Raw genomic sequence first — 20988 nt, forward strand, 5'->3', positions numbered from 1 at the left:
CCATGCAGCGCACGCTCACCGCCCTTGCATTGCTGCTGCTGGCTCAGTGTGCCGGTGCTCAGCAGACCAAGATCGAGACGGCATTCTCCAACAGTCTGGAGATGCCGTTTGTGAAGGTGGCGAGCATTGGCGTGCTGGTCTGCCGCTATGAGACGCGGGTGAAGGACTATCAGCCGTTCGCGATTGCCACGAACGTGGATTGGAGGAAGCCTGAGTTTCCGCAAACGGCCGATCATCCTGCCATCAACGTGAGCTTTGCGGAGGCGCAGGCTTTCTGCGAATGGCTGGGCAAGAAGGAAGGGCGCAAGTACCGACTGCTCACCGATCAGGAGTGGAGCGTGCTGGCAGGTTTGCAGGAGAAGCCAGGCATCGCCCCGAATCAGCAGCCACCAAGCACGGGCGTGCATCATTGGGGCAAGGGTCCGCTGAGCAAAGAGGTCGGCAACTTTTGCGATGAGGCATTTGGCAAAAAGTATCACAACAGCTACGACGCCAAGTGGCTGGAGATGGACGACGGCTATCCAGATACCGCGCCCGTGGGCAGCTACCCCGCCGATGCCAATGGTCTCTACGACTTCGCCGGCAACGTCTGGGAGTGGGTGGATGGCTGGTATGATCCGCCGAAGAATACCCTGCGCATCGTCCGTGGCGGTGCGTTCAGAACTGGTAGCGAGAAGCGCCTACTGGCGTCATTCCGTGGACCGGACCCTTACAATGTGCACCTCGACAGTGTGGGGTTCAGGATTGTGTGTGAGAAGGAGTGAGGCGTTCCCATTATTTACCAAGTCACAATGTATCCGTACATTTCCTGATTGAACTGCTCAGCGAACTTCCGTGCTACTCGATTGAGATGCTCGTTCCGCCCTCCCGCCCCGGTCTCTCCTGTTCCAGTGATGACGCGAACAGGAAATAAAAATGGCAGCGTGAAATGATCAACGCCAGGTATAGTCACCTGAGAGTCGGCTACGGCGTAAAGGAATAGATTTTGGTCCCTGACATACATCGCGAAATCCTTGTGGGGATCTCGTTTCTCAATGGCCCGGATTTGTGCTTCGATCGATACCTTCTGAGACAATGAGCGATCAACCTCAAAAGAAGTTGCCTGCCATGTAGCAATTGAAGGCGGAAAAAACGAATAACCAACCATCGCTATCGCAATGGCCCCGACCAGGAATACCCTGAGAGGTTTCCAGATTGGCTTTCTTTGGACTTCGTTCATTTTTCCTGCGGTTCGAGGCACTACATGCTTATTGTGAACCACCTTATCAACGGATTTGCGCCAAACGTGGAGTGATGCGTCCCCAAGGAGCGGGACTTGCCAAGTCCCGGCTTGGAAACAACGCTATCAAAACTCCACGATGGAGTATTGTGCCGTTAAGGGGACGCGACTTCCCTGCGTGATCCGCGGCACTTGGCAAGTGCCGCACCTTGTCCTTCTCCTTGCCTCTACACCATCAGCGGCGGATGCATCTCAATCGGCGGAATCTTGGTGCAGACACGTCGGCCATCGGGGGTGGTGCCGAAGAAGGAGCCGGTGGCGGTGCTTTCGGTCTTGATGACGTGGTAGGAATTGTAGCTGAAGGTTTCCCCCGGGGAGAGATTGGGGAACTGGCCGACGACACCGTCGCCTTCGACGACCATGGTGTCGCCGTCTGTGTCTCGCACGATCCATTTGCGGCCAAAGATGCGCACAATGTCGGGCGAGTCGTTGTGGATCGAGAGATGATACACAAACGGGTGGGGCCTGTCCGGCGGAGCAGGCCGAGTGGGATCGTAGGCGATGCTGTCCACCGTGACCGTGAGTCCTGGCAACGGATCGAAATTCATGGGATGAGTTTAGTCCATACGCAGGATGCCACAAGCCGGGGTTTGCAAAAAGCAGCCGGACTCGTACCATCATGCCAACCGCCACCATGCTATCCTCCCCTCCCGTCGTTCTCACCATTGCAGGTTCAGATTCTTCATGCGGAGCGGGGGTGCAGGCGGATTTGAAGGCCATTTCAGCCCTGGGTGGCTACGGCTTGAATGCGCTGACGAGCGTGGTGTCAGAGACGCCGGGCCTCGTTTCCCAGGTGCGCCTTCTGGATGCGGACTTCATTGCCGATCAGGTGCGTGTGCTGTTTGGGGGCTTTCCCATTGCCGCTGCGAAGACCGGCATGCTGGGAGGGCGGGATCAGGTGCACGCGGTGGCGGAAACTTGGAAGCAGTTTGGCCATGGGCGCATCCCCCTCGTGGTGGACCCAGTTATGATCGCCACCAGCGGAGGCAAGCTGCTGGAAGACGCCGCCGTGCGGACTTTGATCGACGAACTGCTGCCGCTGGCCTCGCTGATCACGCCGAATCTGGACGAGGCCCGCGTGCTGTGGGATCGGGAGGTGCCAGACCTCAAAGCCATGGAGGACTGCGCCCGCGAACTGAGCGCCCGTTTTGATGCCGCTGTGCTGGTGAAAGGCGGGCATCTGAAAGGAGATGCCGCCGATGTCCTGTGCCTGGATGGTGAGCTTTTCTGGCACACCGCCCCGCGCACGCCTGGAGTGCGCACGCATGGTACGGGCTGCACGTTTTCCGCCGCCATCGCCACCTGTCTGGCGCAGGAAATGGGGTTGAATGAGGCAGTTGCCTCGGCCAAGGAGTTCGTCAGCCGCGCCATCGCCCAGCATTTCATGTGGCAAAGTGCTGGCGCAGGGCCCGTACATGCTCTCAATCATCTGCAGCAGACCGACGCATGAGACGACTCGCCATCCTTTTGACCTTCACCTCCTCCGTGTTCGCCGCCAGCGGCCCGGAGCCGAAGGACGTCAGCCAGGCAGGCATCCAGACGGCGTTTCGGATTCTGCAGAAGGAATACATCCGCAGCAGCGATCTGACCTTTGATGTGCTGAACCGTGCTGCGCTCTCCGGCTTGCTGCAGCGTCTTGATTTCGGCGCGGAACTGGTCCCCCGGACCAGCGAAGCCAAATCCGGCGCGCTTTCTGGTGTGCAGGCAGAACTGCTGACGCCGCAGACTGGCTACCTGAGGCCCCGCGAATTCACGCCGACAGAAACGAAGGAACTGGAAAAGCATCTGCAGGATTTTGTGGCTAAAAAAGTGAGCCATCTCATCCTGGATCTGCGCAGTCCGGCGCCGCCGGGAAACTTCAATGACGCGGCGGACATGCTGAGCTTGTTTGTGCCCAAAGGCGAAGTGCTCTTCAAAATGAAGCAGATGGGGCAGGCGGCCTCCGAAGTCGAAACGAACGTGCGCGAGCCGGTGTGGTCGCAGCAGCTTCTTGTCCTCGTGGATGATGAGACCAACAATCTGGGTGAAACCATGGCCGCAGTGCTGCGTCAGCGGAAGCAGGCGCTCTTGATTGGTGCCCCCACACGCGGTGGAGCCGTGCGCTATGAAACGGTGCCGGTGGATGCTGAGTGGTCCCTGCGCTTTGCCCGCGCCGAGGTGCTGCTGACGGACGACAGCTCGGTGTTCAAAAAGGGCCTGCAGCCTGATTTTCCGATCTCCATGCCGACCACGCTCAAGCGCCAGGTGTATCACGCCACCGATGCCAAGGACGTCAAAAGCTCCATCATCGACAAGCCGCGCCCGCGCTTCAACGAGGCCGCGCTCGTGGCTAACACCAATCCCGAACTCGACTCCTACCTCAGGCGCTCCGCCGGGAAGGCACTGCCTGAGGATGCTCCGCGCCCTTCTGACACCGTGCTGCAGCGCGCGGTGGATCTCATCACAGCACGCACCTTGTTTCAATCCGCCAAAATCGACTGGAACCGCAAGCCTCCAGCCACCAATGAACCTCCGGCACGCCGTGCCATTCCCGTGACCAAGTGATGGATATTATCACCCGAGTTGAAACCACCGCCACGATTCGTCGTGTGATCAGTCCACGCACCTGCCATGCCTTGCTGCCAAACGGGAAAGAGATCTTTGGCACCATCCAGAAAGAGCTGCCGGATTTTCCACTGGCGGAAGGCGCGCAGGTTCGCGTGCGCATGCACGTCTGTGACTTTTCCTATGGGGAGATGATGGGCGCAGCTTGAGTACGATGGACACTCTTGTCCGTCGATCAGCGGGACCTTCAGAACTCAGGGTTCACGAACGAACTACGGTGCCACAGTGACGGATCGAAGCCACCATGCGTCAGCTTTGCTGTGGACGGGGTGCAGGGTGGCTGGCGGTGCCGCTGATCGACAGACAGGAGTGTCTGTCGTACTTCAAACCTCATCCGGCACGACGAAGGGCGGACGATACTTGTCCTTGAGCATGTCGTTGGCGGCGTCTTGATCGATGAACCGCTCGGTCTTGCCATCCATCTTGAGGACGGGGCCGAGGGTGAGGAGGTCTTTGGTGATATCGACCTCGTTTTTCCCCAGGTGCTCCTGCATGCGCCCAAAGGCTTCGGTGGCGAAGGTGTCGCCTTTGATCTTTTCCATGATCGCTTCAGGCTTCTCTTTCTGGCCGAGACGATGGCTGATGTTGGCGGTGTGGCAGAGGGCGCTTGAGAGATGGCCTTCGAGGATGTCGGCATTCAAATCGTCCACCCGGCGGCTGCGGCAGGCATTGATGAAGTTTTTGAAGTGGTCTTCACTGCCTTCGAACTTCTTCACCTCCTTGCCTTCTTTGTCGAAGACCACGCAGCCCGAGTAATTCGGCACCACGATGGTTCCGCCTTCGCACTCGATGATGACACCGACGCCCGCACCTTCGACACCTGGGTCTTTTTTGCCATCTTTGCCTTCCTTGCCGGGAAGAGGCTGAAACTTCACACCCTTGCTGGTTTGCGTGAGCTTGTCCATGTTCTTGCCGTCCTTCGCGTCTGGCAGCCCACGAACTTCAAAGATGAGCGGGGCCTTTTCATAGCCGTGGTAGATGATCTGCGTGTTGGCGGTTTCACCGTCATCTTCATACCCGAGGCGGCCACCCACGCTCCACACGCTGGGGGAGAGCTCTGATTCACCGAGGAACCAGCGGGCGATGTCCATCTGGTGGATGCCCTGGTTGCCGAGGTCGCCGTTGCCGTAGGCCCAGGTCCAGTGCCAGTCGTACTTCAGCTTCGCGCGCATGAGAGGGCCCTTCGGGCCGGGGCCGCACCAGAGATCATAGTCGATGGATTCAGGAACCGGCTGCGGTCCTTCGGTCTTGCCGATGCTGGGGCGGCGCTTGTAGCAGAGGCCGCGTGCGAGCAGGATCTTTCCGAGATTGCCTTCCTGCACATACTTCACCCCTTCTGCGAGGCCTTTGCGGCTGGAGCGCGACTGCGTGCCCGTCTGCACCATCTTGCCGTACTTGCGCGCGGCCTTGACCATCTGCCGGCCTTCCCACACGCAGTGCGACACGGGCTTTTCGACATACACATCCTTGCCCGCCTGCACGGCCCAGATGGTGGAGAGGGCATGCCAGTGGTTTGGCGTGGCGATGCTCACGGCGTCGATGTCCTTGTTCTCCAGAAGTTTGCGCAGATCGGAGTAGCCGGTGACTTTGATTTTTTCCTGGTCGTAGGAGCTCAGTCCTTTTTCGAGGGTCTTGCTGTCCACATCACACAGGGCGGCGACGCGCACTCCGGCGCCATCTTTGTTGAGCTTGTTGTATCCGCTGATGTGCGAGCCACCACGGCCGCCGAAGCCGATGACGGCCACGTTGATGGTGTCCCCGGGACTCTTCTGGGCCCAGGAGGTTTTGGCGATGTAGAACACGCCGGTGGAAGCGGCGGCGGACTGTTTCAGGAAGGAGCGGCGGGTGGTCATGGCACGAAGAAAAACGTCACCCGCGGCGCAGCCTTTCCTTTTTGACAGAGACGCCGGCATTCCTTCGTTGGCAGGGTCCGACCATGATCCGAATCCTTGCCCTGCTTTTTACATCTTTTGTCCTGCTGCAATCGTCCTTCGCAGCACAGCCGAATGTCCTTTTCATCCTCTGCGATGACCTGCGCCCGGATGCCCTCGGCTGCTACGGCTCCAAGCATGTGAAGACGCCGAACATCGACCGGCTCGCGCAGGAGGGCGTGCGTTTTGCCAACACGTTCTGCACCACCTCGCTGTGCTCCCCGAGCCGTGGGTCCATTCTCAGCGGGCTCTATGCACATGCGCATGGCGTGACGAACAACTTCACCGAATACCCAGCCACGCTGCGCAGTTTTCCCTCCGTGCTGCATGATGCGGGCTACGCCACCGCCTACTTTGGCAAATACCACATGGGCGAGGAGAATGATGATCCGCGTCCGGGTTACGACACGTTCGTGACGCACAAAGGCCAGGGCAAATACTATGACACCGAGTGGAACCTCAACGGCAAGCGTGAAGTCATCAAAGGCTACTACACCAACGTCGTCACGGACCTCGCCATGGACTGGCTGAAGAAGCAGAGTGCAAACAAACCCTGGTGCGCGTGCATCGGCCACAAGGCTCCGCACAGCTTCTACACACCGGAGCCGAAGTATGAGCACAGCTTTGATGATGTGCGCGTCCCCTACCCGGCCACGGCCTTCATGCTGGATGACAAGCCCGAGTGGATCAAACAACGCCTCTACACCTGGCATGGAATCTACGGCCCGCTGTTTGAGTGGCGGAAAAAGTTCCCCGATGACAGCCCGCCCGCCGTCAAAGATTTCGAAAACATGGTGCACGGCTACTGGGGCACCGTCTTGAGCGTGGACGACAGCGTAGCCCGCGTGCGCGCCTGGCTGGAAGAGACCAAGCAGCTCGACAACACCATCATCGTCTTCATGGGAGACAACGGCCTGCTCGAAGGTGAAGATGGCATGGTGGACAAGCGCACCGCGCATGAGGCCAGCCTGCGCATCCCGCTCATCGTGCGCAGCCCGCAGCTCACGAAAGAATCCAAAGTCATCCCACAGCAGGTGCTCACCGTTGATGTGGCCCCCAGCCTGCTCGCGCTCTGCGGTGCGCCGCCCATGGAAAACATCCACGGCAAATCCTTCGTCAAGCTCGTGCAAAGTGGCGATCCCGACTGGCGCAAGAGCTGGTTCTATCACTACAACTACGAGAAGCAGTTTCCCTACACGCCGAATGTCCGCGCCGTTCGCACCGACGACTGGAAATTCATTCACTACCCGCATGGCGACGGCACAGCCGACAAGCACATGGCCGAGCTGTATGATCTGAAAAATGATCCCGGTGAAACGAAGAACCTCATCGGCAAACCGGAAATGGCTGGCAAGATCGAGGAGCTGAAGGCCGAACTCGCCAAACTCATGCTTGCCACCGGCCTCGACTCCAAGACTGACAAGATGCCCATCGACGAAGGCGTGAAGAGTGCGCTGCCGGATGCGAAAATCCGGTGATACGAACGGGTCATGGTGCGCTTTGTGGAGTCAAGACTTCGTCGTCTTGACTCTTTTGACTGCATGAGCAATCTTCTCTTCATGAACCTGCTGGATCGCATCACCATCGAAAGCGGAAAATGTGGCGGTCGTCCTTGTATCCGTGGCTATCGCATTCGTGTCAGTGACATTCTCGAACTGATCGCCGCAGGTGCCAGTCACGAGGAAATTCTGCAGGACTACGACTTTTTAGAAGCCGACGACATTAAAGCTGCGCTCACCTATGCGGCACGACAGACAGATCACACGATTCTGGCCATCGCCGCGTGAAATTCCTGGTGGACAATCAGCTGCCCGCAGCCCTCGCCCGCTGGCTGAGTGCCAGAGGATATGATGCCGTACATGTTTTGGATCGTGGCCAAGGACAGACTGATGATCGCAAGATCTGGGCTGAGGCTCTCTCAGAAAATCGAATTGTTGTTTCCAAGGACGAAGATTTTTTTATCTTGGCGACACGTCCAGGAGACCAGGGACAACTTCTCTGGCTACGACTTGGCAATTGCCGGACCCAGCATTTGCTTTCCAAGCTTGAGCAAATCTGGCCTTCCATCGAAGCCGCATTGTCTTCAGATCAGAGAATTGTCGAAGTGCGATGAGCCAGAATTCGAGCTATTATACGCTGCTGAAATGCACTGCGTGGGGTGAAACGGTCAACAGGCCATCCGCTCCATTTGATCAAAATACCATCCGCTTAATCTTCGCCCGGAAATCAGCTCCCGTTCCACATAAGTTCTTGTCAGGGAGCAGGAGATGAGACAGCGTCTCAATTCATTCCTCAGCCCGTTAATTCATGCACCGCTTTTTCGCACCCTTCCTTTGCATGGCAGGTCTTCTGACTGCCCAAACTCCCTCGGTCAATCCACCTCCTGCGGTGCCAGAAACTCCGGCTGCTCCGGCCGCACCAGCGACTCCAGCCCCTCCAGCAGCGGCAACTCCCTCGCCAACCGCCACGCCTGCTCCGGCCACACCCGGAGCACCCGCTGCCGCAGCCCCTGCCACGGAAACGCCCCCGCCTGCTCCCCTGCCCCCCATTCAGCCGCCGCCGGTGAAGGTGCCTGTGGTGCCGACGCTGCCAGCGGGACCGCCGCCGAACATCATCGTCATGCTCATTGATGACATGGGCTGGACGGATCTGGGATGCTACGGCTCGAAGTATTACGAGACGCCTCACATTGACCAGCTTGCGAAGGATGGCATGCGCTTCACGCAAGCGTATTCGGCCTGCACCGTGTGCTCGCCCACACGTGCGGCCATGCTGACGGGCAAATCACCTGCTCGCTTGCACATCACCGACTGGATCGCCGGCCATGTGCCGAGCAATGGACGTCTGCTCATCCCCAATTGGACGATGAAATTGCCGCTGGAGGAGGAGACCATCGCAGAGCGTCTCAAGACGAAGGGCTACGCCACGGCGAGCATCGGCAAATGGCACCTCGGCGAGGAGGAGTTTTATCCGACCAAGCATGGCTTTGATGTGAACATCGGCGGCATGCATATCGGCTCACCGCCCAGCTACTTCTCGCCTTACAAGATTGCCACGCTGCCGGATGGTCCCAAGGATGAATTCCTGAGCGACCGCCTCACCGATGAAGCCGTGAAGTTCATCGACAAGAACAAGGAGAAACCCTTCTTCGTCTATCTCCCGCATTACGGCGTCCACACACCCATCATGGGCAAGCCGGAAGTCATCGCGAAGTATCAGGCCAAGAAGGCAGCCGGTGGTCACAGCAACCCTGTGTACGCCGCGCTGGTTGAGAGCATCGACGACAGCGTGGGCAAGCTGCGAGCCAAACTGAATGAACTGAAGCTGGCCGAAAACACGATCTTCATCTTCACCAGTGACAACGGCGGCCTCAGCGGAACCGTCAACGCAAACGGCTGGTCACGCGGCCCCACAGACAACAGTCCCGCTCGTCTTGGCAAAGGCAGCGCGTATGAGGGCGGCGTGCACATCCCACTCATTGTCTCCTGGCCCGGACTGGTGAAACCCGGCAGCACCTGCGACGTGCCCGTGATCACCTACGACCACGTTCCCACCTTGCTCGCCGCCACGCAGACTGCGCTCGCGAAGGATCAGGTTGTTGATGGCGAGTCCCTGCTGCCGCTGCTCGGCGCCACGGACACCCTCGCCCGCGAGGCCATCTACTGGCACTACCCGCATTACCATCCCGGCAGCGCCACGCCTTACAGCGCGATCCGCGAAGGTGACTGGAAGCTCATCTACTTCCATGAGGACAGCCACGTTGAATTCTACAACCTGAAACTCGACGCAGGCGAAGTGGACAACCGCGCCCCGTTTGACTCCGTGCGCGCCCTGCAACTGCGCGACAAACTCATGGCATGGCTCAAAGACACCGGTGCCCAGATTCCCGAACACAATCTGAAGTACGATCCCGACAAGCCGATCAATGAGCCAAGGAAGCCCGGAGCGGGGAAGAAGAAAGCGCAGTGATTTGGAGAAGTGCGGGCACTTTGTGCTTCTTGACGTTTCCTCGGAAACTCCGCCGGTGACCGTGCGTTGTAAGTAGACAACCATGAGTGCCAGCCAACCTGTCTCGTCCCGCCGTCAGTTCCTCACCCGCAGCGCCACCGCCGCTGCGGCTTTGGGATTTCCTGCCATTGTCAGCTCACGTTCGCCGAACGAGCAGCTGAACCTCGTCTTCATTGGTGTGGGCGGGCGCGGCGCGTCCAACATCAAGGAACTCACCGGCGTCGCGCTCTACACGCCGCCGCGTGGCAAGGATGCCAAGCCCGGTGCGGTCGCGCCTCCGCCACCGCCAGTCGTCGAGCCTCGTGAAAACGTCGTCGCCATCTGCGATGTGAATGGCGAGAACCTTGATCGAGCAGGCGTGGCGTTTCCGCGAGCACAGAAGTTCAGCGACTTCCGAAGACTGTACAGCACCATCAGACCCGACGAGATCGACGCCGTCATCATCAGCACCACCGAGCACACGCATGCCTACGCCACGCTGCCTGCACTGCTGATGAAGAAGGCGGTGTACTGTGAGAAGCCGCTGTCCCACAACGTCGCGGAAGCACGCTTCATTACCGAGGCTGCGGCCAAAGCTGGAGTCGTCACGCAGATGGGCACGCAGATTCACGGCATGCCAAACTACCGCCGCGTGGTCGAATTGATTCAAAGCGGCGCTATCGGCAAAGTGACCGAGGCCCACGTGTGTGTCTCGCGGGCCTGGGGACTGCAGAGTGAGGAAGACGCGAAGAAGAACGGAGACATCGTTTACGTCACGGAGCGCCCCACTGTGGGTGAAACACCGCCGCCATATCTGGACTGGGATCTGTGGATCGGCCCCGCACCGATGCGTCCTTACAACAGTGTTTATTTCCCCGGTCCCAAGTGGTACCGCTGGTGGGATTTCGGCAATGGCACCATGTCCGATCTCGGCAGCCATTGGAACGACCTCCCCTTCTGGGCGCTGAAACTCGATGCCCCGCTGAGCATCGAAGCCTTTGGCCCACCACCGCATCCCGAGATCGCCCCGGCTTCCATGCACGCCGTGTATGAATATGGTCCGCGTGGCGACATGCCCGCGTGCAAGATCCACTGGCATCAGGGCGCGGACAAACCCGACGTGTGGAAAAACGATCCCTTCATCAGCAAGTGGGGCAGCGGGGTGCTCTTCATTGGCGACAAAGGCATGCTGCTCTCCGACTACGGCAAGCATGTCCTGCTCCCCGAAGCCACGTTCAAAGACTTCCAGGCGCCCAAGCCCTTCATCGCCGACTCGCCCGGACAGCACGCCGAGTTCCTCGCCGCCATCCGCAATGGCACGCCCACCGGCAGCCCGTTCAGCTACGCCGGTCCGCTCACTGAGGCCAATCACCTCGGCAACGTGGCTCACCGCGCGGGTGGCAAGATCCTCTGGGATTCCAAAGCCATGCGCATCACGAACAATGAGGCGGCGAATCGCTTCCTCAGTCGTGTCCCTCGTGAGGGCTGGAAGCTGGGGTGAGCACGAGTTCGCTGGTTTAGCAGGGAGCGGGACTTGGCAAGTGCCGCTCCTTGGGGCTCCCCTTACGCCGCCACCATCTCATCGCGCATCTTCCAGCGCTGCTCGTGATTGAGCAGGGTACGGAAGAAATCTTCCTCCTTCTTGGGCTCCAGGTTGGTTTCGACGGGCAGGCTGAATTCGAGCTCCAGGCCACGCGGTTCCAGATGGCGGGCCTCGGCAGTGCCGCCATGCAGATGCATGGTGACGTAGCACGCCATCATGTTCACGCCAAAATCATCCGGCTTGCGGCTGCGGGTGTAGAAGGGATCAAACAGATTCACCGGCTTGTCCCCGCCTTCCCAGACACCGGTGTCACGCACATACATGACCAGATGCGACTGACCTCTCGCATCCTGACGAACTTTCGCGCTGATGTGTATGCTGTCGCCGGGGCTGAGGTGCGTGAGCTCCTCCATGAAAATCAAACGCCACATCTGGCGGAAGCGCGCACCATGAACCAGGACTGGAGGCAGACTTGGATCGATTGAGACTTCGATTTTCAGGTTCTTTTCCTTCATCTGCACGGCAAACAAGTCGAGCATCTCGTTGATGACATTGCTGAGATGGCATTGATCCGTGCGCTCCAGGCGTTTGGAGTGAGAGGCCTCGGCCAGACGAGCCAGCATGGACTGAATGCGTTCGAGCTGCGACTGCGCCTGATTCTGCACATCGATCCAGAATGAGGGATCACGCGGATGAGCGCCGCCGATCTCCTCCATCAGTTTCATCGGTGCCAGGTCAATGAATGCGCGAACGACTGTGAGCGCATTGCGCAGGTGATGGTTGAGACCTTCCGCGAGAATGCCGAGGCCGGAAACTTTGTCTGCGGAGAGCATGTTGCGCACGCTTTCCGCCTTTTCCACCAGCAGGCGCTCGCGCTCGATGAGCGCATGGTAGTAGTCCAGTCCGTGCTTGATCACCACGCTCAGTTCATCCGGATCCCAGGGCTTGTGCAAATAGCGGAAGCAGCGCCCGGAGTTCACCGCGTCCACCGCCGCCTGATAGTCCGTGTAGGCCGTGACGAGGATGCGCACCAGGTTGGGGTTAAGCTTGCGTGCATGCTCCATCAACTCAATGCCGCTGGGCCCCGGCATGCGCTGATCCGTGAGCAGCAGGCCGATCTGCGGGCCGTAATTTTGCAGGATGCGGTAGCCGTCCATCGCGTTGTTGGCGACGTGGATCGTGTACTCATCACCAAAGATCTCCTTGAAGTAATGCAACGCCTTCTCCTCGTCATCGACGTAGAGAATATGATATGGCGATAGCAGCGGGCTCGGCATCAGTATCAGGTAGTCGCAGGTTTTTTCAGGCTCAAGGTGAACTGCGTGTGGCTGCCCACCGCAGTGTCGATTTTTACTTCGCCTTCCATCTGCTGGATCATGCGGAAGCAGATGCTCAGGCCCAGGCCCATGCCCTGCCCCACCTGCTTGGTGGTGAAGAAGGGATCAAAGATCTTTGAGAGGTTTTCCTTGGGAATGCCCGGGCCGTTGTCCCTGACGATGAAATCCACACCGTTCGCGGTCTCGCAGGCTTTGAGCCAGATGGTGGGCGAGGGGCGGCCTGCCAGAGCATCCAGGCTGTTTTGCACCAGATTGAGCAAAATCTGAATGAGGTAGTTCTCGTCTCCCTGCGCGATGAGGTCCGCCGGGATCTCATCCACCAGCGTCACTCCGCGGTCACCGATCTCCTTGGCCAGCAGGCGAAGTGCCTTGCGTGAAGTTTCCTGCAGATTCACCGGTCTGGAACCACGATTTTCCGGGTGCGCAAAGGTGCGCAGATCCGACACGATGGCAGCCACACGATCAATGCCTTCACCGATGTCTTCGGCAATGCTGGTGAAGGTCTCGGCGATATCAGGCGGCAGCGCCTTGCCCTTTTTCTTGAGCAGATAAATCGCTGACTTCACGTAGTTCAGCGGGTTGTTGATCTCATGCACGATCCCGGCGCTGAGCCGGCCGATGGAGGCCAGCTTTTCACTTTGATCCAGCTGGGCTTCCGTTTCGCGCAGGCGCTTCAGTGTTGCGGTGAGCTCCTCATTGCGTGCGGCCAGCTCTTCCCGCTGATCCTCCACCTTGCAGCGGTTGGCGAATTCCCGCAGACGGATCGCGTGATGCTGGCGGCTGCCGAAATAGAGGACCACACAGTTCAGAAGAATGAAGCCGGTGTTGTTCACGAAAATTCCCAGGGCATGAGAATCACTGAAATTGAGATTGGGCAGGGTGGCGGCAAAGTAAGCCAGCACGACGAGGCCCAGCGTGATGCCGATCTCACGGAACGTCCAATGGAAGACAAATGACGTGGCCACGATGCAGAGCGTAAGACCCGCGTAATAGCCCGAGCCGGGATCACCGCTGAGGTAGATCATGAAGCAGATCATCAAAGCTGGCAGCAGTGGCAGGATGATCGGATACGCACGGCAGTATTTCCGCCCGAGTGATCCATTCAACGCGAGCAGCAAAGGCACGCAACTGGCCGCACAGGCCAGACGCAGGACCAGAAACTGCCAGTAATCAGCAGGATAGGCCATCCAGTCGAGGAAGCTGCATAAGGGAACGAGAACCATCACAAACCAGGCCCCCATTCTCGCATTGCGCAGATTAAGCTCCATCTGTTCCTTCTCGAAACGGTTGGGTGGAGGCACAATTTTTTCTAAACCTTTCCTTACGGGGCGGTCTGTGCTGGATGCGATCAGAGGTGAGCTGATTTCTGCCAAGGCGGCGATTGACATAATTACTATAAAATTAATAATAATTACGTTGTTAAATCAAGGCCAATTCAAGGTTTTTTACAATTCTCTGACAAGAGGCACGGTGCGACCGAATGGACTCAACCACAACAAGTCAGCGGGTCAAGGAGCCCTGCTGCGTGGCGGATTCAGAGCAACCTCCCCACGTACCATGCACCGCTGAGACGGCTTGAAGATGCAGCGCCATTCTCTTCTTGATCGCTTGGCAGCCCGCCGGGGCTTGGCATCATACGAGGCTCATGCGCATTCTCATCGCCATCGACAAGTTCAAAGGCTCCATCCCGGCCACCGAGGCTGCTCAGGCCATCGCCTCGGCCCTGAACCAGACTTTGCCAGAGGCTGTCTGCGACCTCTGCCCGATAGCCGACGGGGGGGAAGGCACCGCTGAGGCGGTGGTGACCGCACTGAATGGCGAGTGGTGTGAGACCGCGACTTTTGACGCCCAAAACCGGCCGGTCACCGCCCGCTATGGTCTCGTCCCCACCGCAGACCAGCTGGAAGCCATCATGGAAATGAGCGCTGCGTCCGGCCTCGCCATGGTCTGTGACCTTCCGCTGAATCCGGTCACGGCCAGCACGCATGGCACGGGTTTGATGCTGCAGGATGCCATGGAACGTGGCGTGCAGCGCGTCGTCATCGGAATCGGCGGCAGTGCCACGAATGACGCCGGAGTCGGCATGGCAGCAGCGCTGGGGTTTCGCTTTCTGGATGGTTCAGGGGCTGCATTGGAGCCCATCATCGCCAACATGGACCGGCTGGCCAGGATCGAGCCGCCAGAGGGTGAGTTTCCCGAGATCCTGGTCGCCTGTGACGTGAACAATCCCCTGCTCGGCCCCCATGGCTGCACGCGGGTCTACGGAAAGCAGAAGGGAGTGACGGACTTCGAGTTCTTTGAGAATCGTCTGCTGCACCTCGCTGACATCGCGAAACGAGATCTCGGTGTCGATCACCGAGATGTTCCCGGTGCAGGTGCTGCCGGTGGCCTTGGCTTTGGCCTCATGACTTTCTGCGGAGCCAAACTCACCAGCGGCTTCGACTTGATCGCCGATCTTGTTCATCTACGCGAACGTATCGCCGCCGCCGACCTCGTCATCACCGGTGAAGGCCGGCTGGATGCCCAGACGCTCCATGGTAAAGGGCCCATGGGGGTCGCCGACATGGCCCGCGAGCTCGGCAAACCCGTCGCTGCCTTTGCTGGAGCCATCGAGGCCGAAGACCAGCTTCGCACCCGCTTCGACCTGCTCTGCGCCATCAAACCCAAGGAAATGCCCCTGGCCGAAGCCATGCAGCGGGGCCCCGAACTCCTGACGGAGGCGGTTATCGCCCAGAGCCCGGCCATTCGCGACCTCTTGACCGGCCCCACTGACCGTGCTCAGTGATCCCCTCCCCTCATTTAACAACCAGTCTCCCGTATCCAGCATCCTAGAATGAACGCAGTCCTCCTCTTCGCCGGTCAAGGCGCCCAAAAAGTCGGCATGGGCAAAGATCTTGCCGAAAGCTATCCCACCGTCCGCGCCCTCTTTGACCAGGCCGATGCCACCCTCGGCTACTCGCTTTCCAACATCATGTTTGAAGGCCCGATGGAGGAACTGACGAAGACATCCCGCTGCCAGCCTGCCCTCTACGCTCATGGCTTGGCTATCCTCGAAGTGCTTAAGAGCAAGGTGCCCGCGCTCAACATCACCGCCACCGCAGGCCTCTCCCTCGGTGAATTCACTGCGCACGCCGCTGCCGGCACCTTCGACTTTGCCACCGGCCTCAACCTCGTCTTCCAACGTGGCAGCTTCATGGAAGAAGCCTGCGAAAACACCAAGGGTGCCATGCTGGCCCTGCTCGGTGGTGAGGAGTCCGCCATCCGCGAACTCGCCAAGGAGTGCGATGTGGATGTCGCCAATCTCAACGCCCCAGGGCAGATCGTGCTCAGCGGCAGCGCTGAAGGCATTGCCGATGCCGCTGCCAAATCCAAGGACAAAGGCATCAAGCGCGCCATCCCCCTGCCCGTCGCCGGAGCTTATCACAGCCGTCTGATGAAGTCCGCTCAGGACAAACTCGCCGTGGCTCTTGCTGCGGCATCCATTCAGAGCCCGAAGGTTCCGGTGGTCTGCAATTTCGAAGCCCGCCCTGTTTCCACGCCCGAAGAAATTCGCGCTACGCTCACCAGCCAGGTCACCGGCAGCGTCCGCTGGGTGGAGAGCATGCAGCACCTCATCGCCGCGGGTCACACCACCTTCATCGAACTGGGGCCTGATGAAACGCTGCGGGGGCTCATGGGCAAGATCGACAAATCCGTGAAGGTCATCAGCATCAAGGATGCGGCTTCGCTGGATGCGGCGGTGGCCCAACTGCAATAAAACCATGAAACACCTGCTTTGTGCGATGCTGCTTCTCACCAGCATCGCCTCCGCCCTCGACCTCCCGGCCACCGACGGCAAGAGCTACGATCCTGCCGCTGCGGGTGACAAGAAGGCGGTCGTGCTCTTCTTCGTCTCGCCGTTCTGCTCGACCACCAAGTCGTTCATGAAGGAGATCAACCAGATCACCGCCGATTACAGCGACCGGGTTGTGGTCTACCTCGTGCATTCCGATCCAGAGATTACGAATGAAGTGGCGATGGAGCATGCCATCCTCTCCGAGGTCAAGGCCACCGTGCTGCTCGACAAGGAACAGGCGCTTGCCAAGCAGGTGCACGCCAGGATCACGCCGGAGGCTGTCGTGCTCTCACCCAAGAGCGAGACGCTTTACAAAGGCCGCATTAACGACCTCTACCTCGGCCCCACCAAGCGTCAGCGCGCCGCCACCACCAAAGATCTGAGGGATGCGCTCGATGCCGTTCTCACTGGGAAGCCTGTTCCCTCTCCGCAACACGAGGCACAGGGCTGCAAGATGGGCGGCATGAAGTGAGGAATGTCTGGCATGATGAGTCCGCCTGCCTTCGACCGCTCTTTCGGAGAGTGCTTTGTCAAAAGCCGGGCCTGCCGCGCCTAATCCTTCACGACGCACTTGGCAAGCGCGCTCCTCGGGTGAGCGAAAGACACTGCAATGAATCTTGCTTCAAGCTTCTCTGGCGTGGTCACCACACCAGCACATCTTCCTCCGGCTCTTCTTTTCGCACGACGGTCCAGCGGTACATAATGGGATAAATCGGACGCTTATCCTCGAAGAAATCCGAGACGAAGGGCGGACCAAACGTGGTGAAACCAAAATGCTGGTAGAGGGGCAGCAGATGCTTGCCCGTCTTCGTGATCAGATACTCGGCCTTATTTTTCACCGCGTAATCGTTGATGCCCATGCACAGCTTCAGAAGATGGATGCCCGCGCTCCCCTTCACGGTACAAGCGCGTGAAAGTTCCAGGCTCAGTTTTGCAGGAGGCAGCACCACATCCTTGAGCTGCGATTCATGCATCATTTCAAACTGCTGGACCTCGTCACTGCGCAGCACTCGTGTGACCCCCAGAACGTTGTCCTTTCTGTCAAACAGAGCAAAATGATGAGCCTGCTCATCAAACTCATCCAAAACATGGGTGATGGACGCGCCATAGGAGGCCCGCCGGAATGATTCAATCGTATTCCGATAGGCATTAAATTCAATTTCTCTGACCATTGGGTTAAGCTGAGGATTCTATTAAAATCGTATTCCAACCCCATCCCGGCTGGGTGAAGCCGCAGTCAATTTTTTTTTAGGGGGGGATTTGAAGAAAATTGTCCGAAGGATAATCACGCATCAATTCAGCCGACAGAGGCGTACCGAACAGCGTGCTTCATCCATCGCAGGATATGATCGCTGCGGCATCTTACAACCATGAAAAGGCTGTTCAATCTTTACCGTGCCTCCAAGTCCATCCGTCATGCTCAAAGCCTGAGCTGCGTTGAGCTGATGCAGCTTCAGGAACGACGCTGGCGCGCGCTGGCCCACCGGGCCTTTGCCACCAGTCCATTTTACCGCCGTCAGCTGGCTGGTCTGGATCTTGACCGCTGCGCCTTCACAGACATTCCCGTGCTCACCAAAGCAACCTTGGTCAAGAACTGGGACGAAATTGTTCCAGACCCACAACTTCACCGGGAGGCGCTTGAGCGATACCTCAAGGATCCTCACAACTGGGGCAAGCTGCTGAACAATCGCTGGATGGTGAGCATGACCTCAGGCACCTCCGGCGCTGCCCTGGCCATCCCGCATGAGATCACCTCAGTGGACTGGAATCACGCGGCCCATGCCATCCGCAGTGCGCCCACGGCAGCCAAGTCTGCGACACCGAAGCCGTCGCTGTTCCGGAAGCGACCCGTGGCAGCCTCGTTCGTCTGCTCGGCGGCCCCATCCGTTTCCGCAGCCCTGCTGCAAACACGTCCATGGATTGGTTCTTTGTTCTGTGACTATCAACCCATCAGTGTCACCGCGCCATGGCAGGAGATCATTGATCGGCTGCACGAGATGAAGCCCACCATCCTCATCGGGTATGCATCCCTGATAGGGCGCCTCGCACAAGCCAAGCTTGATGGCACTCTCAAACTGGAGCTGCCCATTCCTGGCGGTGCCATTTCCACCGGAGGCGACTGCCTGACGCCTGGCATTCGTTCATTGTGCAAACAGGCCTGGGACATTGAGCCGCTCGATGGCTATGGGTGTGGCGAGTCTCTTGGCATCGCCCGCCAGTGGGCAGGCATGGACTCGCTGGTCGTTTTTGAAGACCTTGCAGTCTTTGAAGCGGTGGATCAAAACGAGCAGGAGTCTCCGCCAGGAGTTCTTTCAGATCATGCTCTCGTCACCCCGCTGTTCAATACAGCACTGCCGCTGCTGCGCTACCGTCTTGATGATAGAGTTCGTTTGGGGCCACCACCAGCAGGCTGGCCCTTCAGAGTCATTCAGGAACTGAGCGGGCGCAGCGCCATGACTTACACTTTCAGGACCCCTGAAAAATTGATTTTTGTCGGGACCAAATTTCTCACCGTTCTGGAGCATCAGCCCGAAGTGACCTCCTATCAGTTTCGTCAATCCAGCGCAGACGCCATTGAGTGCCTCTTCGTCGTCCAGCCAGGTTCTGATAAGAACGAAATCCAATCTCGACTGGAAGCTTCCATTCGCAGATGCCTGGTCGAAGGAGGCTGCGCCAATGTCAAATCCAGGGCGATCCCAGTTCACCATCTGGAACCTGATCCACGAACGGGCAAAGTGGAGCAAAACGTTCCACTCAAAGAATAGCCGGCGCCCGGCTTTCTAATCCTGCGCACCCTTCCCCTTCTTGGCCTTGCCTTTCGGTTTTGGCCCTGCTTGGGCGACGTATTCCTGCTCCAGTTTTTCCCAGCGTTCCGCCATTGCCTTCACACGTTGTGGATCCTTGGAAGCGAGGTTGGTGGACTCTGCACGATCTGTCGTTAGCTCGTAAAGCTCCCACACATCGCCGTTGTCGGCTGCGCTGACGATTTTCCAGTTCCCTTCACGCAAGGCGCGATTGCCGGAGTGGTGCCAGAACAGAAAATCGCGGCTGATTGTCTCATCCTTCGCAAACGCAGGCACCAAGCTGCGTCCCGGAAACGGTGGCGCGTTCTCCGGTATCACAGGCTCCGTGTCACCAGCCAGAGCTAGCAGCGTCGGCACGATGTCGATGACATGGCCCGGTGTCTGGCGCAGCTCTCCCTTCGCACTGATTCCCTGCGGCCAGTGCGCAATGAACGGCGTGCTGATGCCGCCTTCATGCACCCAGATCTTGTGACGACGGAAGGGGGTATTTGAAACCGTGGACCCTCCGGGCCCGAGGCAGAGATAGGATGCGGCAGCGCCCATGGGGGCGGCTTTGTCGTGTCCGAGTCCGCGCACCATGATCTCCGCGCTCGCGCCGTTGTCAGAGAGAAACAGGATGAGCGTGTCTTCGTAAGCATTCATCGCCTTCAACTGGGCCAGCACGCGGCCCACTTCCTGATCCAGTCGGTCGATCATCGCCGCATGGATCGCCTCTTTCGTGACTTGGAACTGCTGCTGCTCAGAGGTCAGACTCTCCCACGGCACTGCATGCCGAGTCTCACCGGGGCCGAGGATTTCCAGATCGCTCTCCTTGCCGCTTGGCGCGGTGATCTGAGGCTCAGGATCAGACAAAGTGGTTGAGACAAGCCCCAACTGTTTCTGTCGTTCAAAGCGTGCCGCCCGTGTCTTCGGCCAGCCTTGTGTGTAGGTGCCTTTGTATTTCGCTATGTCCTCCGGCAGAGCCTGAATCGGAAAGTGCGGTGCCGTGAAGGCCACGTAGCTGAAGAACGGCGTGCCCGCATGCTGCTGTGCGTGCTCCTTGAGGAAGTCGATCGCATGATCCGCAATCGCGATGCTTGAATACCACTGCCCTTCCGGCTCTGGCAGCGGCTTGTCATCCAGCTCATGCCTTTGCGGATGGAAATGATTGTCCTGCTTCGCCACATGGTAGGAGTGGTCAAAGCCTGCGTCTGCCACGACGCGCGGAGTGTTTCCCACATGCCACTTGCCCGAGTGATAGCTGCGATACCCCAATGGTGCGAGGCGCTGCGGCAGTGTGCGCACCCATGCCGGGAATTTGCCATACTGAGGGTCCATGCCAATCTGCTGTGCATAGTGCCCCGTCATGAGCACACTGCGTGTGGGCCAGCACCGTGCGGTGTTGTAAAACTGCGTGAACCGCAGCCCGCCCGCCGCCAGTTTGTCCAGATTCGGCGTCGCGATCTCACCGCCGTAACAGCCAAGGTCCGAGTAGCCCAGGTCATCCGCGAGGATGATGACAAAATTGGGTTTTGCAGACGCGGCATGAAGCGTGGCGCAGACGAACAGCAGGAAGAAAACGGTCAGGCGAATCATTCTGCATCCAAACGATCCCCCGCCCCTCTTTCTACGCCTATTTCCGCCGGTAAGACATGATCACAAAAAAGAGGCGCAGTTGCCTGCGCCTCT

Annotated in this window: 20 protein-coding genes; 13 read left to right on the plus strand and 7 right to left on the minus strand. The window is 58.7% G+C overall.

Going from position 1 to position 20988, the window contains the following annotated elements:
* The first annotated feature begins 2 nt into the window (after nucleotides 1–2).
* Nucleotides 3–764, plus strand: a complete 762-nt coding sequence (locus AC24GY_RS16230) for a formylglycine-generating enzyme family protein (protein ID WP_487685122.1) — start codon at nucleotides 3–5, stop codon at nucleotides 762–764.
* A gap of 14 nt (nucleotides 765–778) precedes the next feature.
* On the opposite strand, the gene AC24GY_RS16235 is transcribed toward AC24GY_RS16230, so the two are convergent.
* Together AC24GY_RS16235 and AC24GY_RS16240 are read right to left on the minus strand one after the other, a co-directional pair.
* The gene (locus AC24GY_RS16235; protein ID WP_487685125.1) at nucleotides 779–1219 is read right to left on the minus strand and encodes a hypothetical protein; all 441 of its coding nucleotides are present in this window, start codon (nucleotides 1217–1219) and stop codon (nucleotides 779–781) included.
* A 227-nt stretch (nucleotides 1220–1446) separates the two neighbouring features.
* Nucleotides 1447–1827 carry an ApaG domain-containing protein gene (locus AC24GY_RS16240; RefSeq protein WP_395739355.1) on the minus strand — a complete coding sequence of 127 codons (381 nt, stop codon included), beginning with the start codon at nucleotides 1825–1827 and terminating at the stop codon, nucleotides 1447–1449.
* 71 nt (nucleotides 1828–1898) lie between these two features.
* Between AC24GY_RS16240 and thiD the strand changes: the two genes are divergently transcribed.
* The 3 genes from thiD to AC24GY_RS16255 are packed head-to-tail and all read left to right on the plus strand — an operon-like array spanning nucleotide 1899 to nucleotide 4032.
* A complete protein-coding gene (thiD, locus tag AC24GY_RS16245) occupies nucleotides 1899–2729 on the plus strand; it encodes a bifunctional hydroxymethylpyrimidine kinase/phosphomethylpyrimidine kinase (protein ID WP_487685129.1) in 831 nt (276 codons plus the stop codon).
* A complete protein-coding gene (locus AC24GY_RS16250) occupies nucleotides 2726–3823 on the plus strand; it encodes a S41 family peptidase (RefSeq protein ID WP_487685133.1) in 1098 nt (365 codons plus the stop codon). Before thiD ends, AC24GY_RS16250 begins: the two co-directional genes overlap by 4 nt.
* A complete protein-coding gene (locus AC24GY_RS16255; protein ID WP_487685136.1) occupies nucleotides 3823–4032 on the plus strand; it encodes a hypothetical protein in 210 nt (69 codons plus the stop codon). Before AC24GY_RS16250 ends, AC24GY_RS16255 begins: the two co-directional genes overlap by 1 nt.
* Nucleotides 4033–4206: 174 nt before the next feature.
* Here AC24GY_RS16255 and AC24GY_RS16260 read toward each other — a convergent pair whose 3' ends face one another.
* A complete protein-coding gene (locus AC24GY_RS16260) occupies nucleotides 4207–5736 on the minus strand; it encodes a Gfo/Idh/MocA family protein (protein ID WP_487685139.1) in 1530 nt (509 codons plus the stop codon).
* Nucleotides 5737–5819: 83 nt separating this feature from the next.
* Here AC24GY_RS16260 and AC24GY_RS16265 point away from each other — a divergent pair, with 83 nt between their 5' ends.
* From AC24GY_RS16265 to AC24GY_RS16285, 5 genes are all read left to right on the plus strand, one after another.
* A complete protein-coding gene (locus AC24GY_RS16265) occupies nucleotides 5820–7292 on the plus strand; it encodes a sulfatase family protein (protein ID WP_487685142.1) in 1473 nt (490 codons plus the stop codon).
* Nucleotides 7293–7355: 63 nt separating this feature from the next.
* Nucleotides 7356–7601, plus strand: a complete 246-nt coding sequence (locus AC24GY_RS16270) for a DUF433 domain-containing protein (RefSeq protein ID WP_487685145.1) — start codon at nucleotides 7356–7358, stop codon at nucleotides 7599–7601.
* Nucleotides 7598–7927, plus strand: coding sequence for a DUF5615 family PIN-like protein (locus AC24GY_RS16275; RefSeq protein ID WP_487685148.1), 330 nt, complete (start codon nucleotides 7598–7600; stop codon nucleotides 7925–7927). The genes AC24GY_RS16270 and AC24GY_RS16275 overlap by 4 nt, the downstream gene beginning before the upstream one ends.
* A 194-nt stretch (nucleotides 7928–8121) precedes the next feature.
* Complete coding sequence (locus AC24GY_RS16280; RefSeq protein WP_487685151.1) at nucleotides 8122–9783, plus strand: sulfatase; 1662 nt, start codon at nucleotides 8122–8124, stop codon at nucleotides 9781–9783.
* An 82-nt stretch (nucleotides 9784–9865) separates the two neighbouring features.
* Entirely contained in the window at nucleotides 9866–11302 is a 1437-nt protein-coding gene (locus AC24GY_RS16285) for a Gfo/Idh/MocA family protein (RefSeq protein ID WP_487685153.1), read from the plus strand.
* A 62-nt stretch (nucleotides 11303–11364) separates the two neighbouring features.
* Here AC24GY_RS16285 and AC24GY_RS16290 read toward each other — a convergent pair whose 3' ends face one another.
* Entirely contained in the window at nucleotides 11365–12621 is a 1257-nt protein-coding gene (locus AC24GY_RS16290; protein WP_487685156.1) for a response regulator, read from the minus strand.
* 5 nt (nucleotides 12622–12626) lie between these two features.
* Nucleotides 12627–13982 carry a sensor histidine kinase gene (locus tag AC24GY_RS16295; protein WP_422320498.1) on the minus strand — a complete coding sequence of 452 codons (1356 nt, stop codon included), beginning with the start codon at nucleotides 13980–13982 and terminating at the stop codon, nucleotides 12627–12629.
* A gap of 344 nt (nucleotides 13983–14326) precedes the next feature.
* Between AC24GY_RS16295 and AC24GY_RS16300 the strand changes: the two genes are divergently transcribed.
* Genes AC24GY_RS16300 through AC24GY_RS16310 form a run of 3 tightly spaced genes read left to right on the plus strand, consistent with a single transcriptional unit; the run spans nucleotide 14327 to nucleotide 16988 of the window.
* Nucleotides 14327–15466: a glycerate kinase gene (locus tag AC24GY_RS16300; RefSeq protein WP_487685161.1), complete on the plus strand. Its 1140-nt coding sequence runs from the start codon at nucleotides 14327–14329 to the stop codon at nucleotides 15464–15466.
* A gap of 48 nt (nucleotides 15467–15514) precedes the next feature.
* Entirely contained in the window at nucleotides 15515–16438 is a 924-nt protein-coding gene (gene fabD, locus AC24GY_RS16305) for an ACP S-malonyltransferase (protein ID WP_487685164.1), read from the plus strand.
* A gap of 4 nt (nucleotides 16439–16442) precedes the next feature.
* Nucleotides 16443–16988 (plus strand): redoxin family protein, encoded by a 546-nt coding sequence (locus AC24GY_RS16310; protein ID WP_487685167.1) that lies wholly within the window; start codon nucleotides 16443–16445, stop codon nucleotides 16986–16988.
* Between the two features lie 169 nt (nucleotides 16989–17157).
* Here the strand turns inward: AC24GY_RS16310 and AC24GY_RS16315 are convergent, their stop codons facing one another.
* Nucleotides 17158–17688 carry a GNAT family N-acyltransferase gene (locus AC24GY_RS16315; protein ID WP_487685170.1) on the minus strand — a complete coding sequence of 177 codons (531 nt, stop codon included), beginning with the start codon at nucleotides 17686–17688 and terminating at the stop codon, nucleotides 17158–17160.
* Between the two features lie 198 nt (nucleotides 17689–17886).
* Here AC24GY_RS16315 and AC24GY_RS16320 point away from each other — a divergent pair, with 198 nt between their 5' ends.
* Nucleotides 17887–19281 carry a phenylacetate--CoA ligase family protein gene (locus tag AC24GY_RS16320; RefSeq protein WP_487685173.1) on the plus strand — a complete coding sequence of 465 codons (1395 nt, stop codon included), beginning with the start codon at nucleotides 17887–17889 and terminating at the stop codon, nucleotides 19279–19281.
* Between the two features lie 15 nt (nucleotides 19282–19296).
* Here AC24GY_RS16320 and AC24GY_RS16325 read toward each other — a convergent pair whose 3' ends face one another.
* Nucleotides 19297–20895, minus strand: coding sequence for an arylsulfatase (locus AC24GY_RS16325; RefSeq protein WP_487685176.1), 1599 nt, complete (start codon nucleotides 20893–20895; stop codon nucleotides 19297–19299).
* Between the last annotated feature and the right edge of the window lie 93 nt (nucleotides 20896–20988).

This window comes from Prosthecobacter sp. Pr1, from assembly GCF_057652315.1.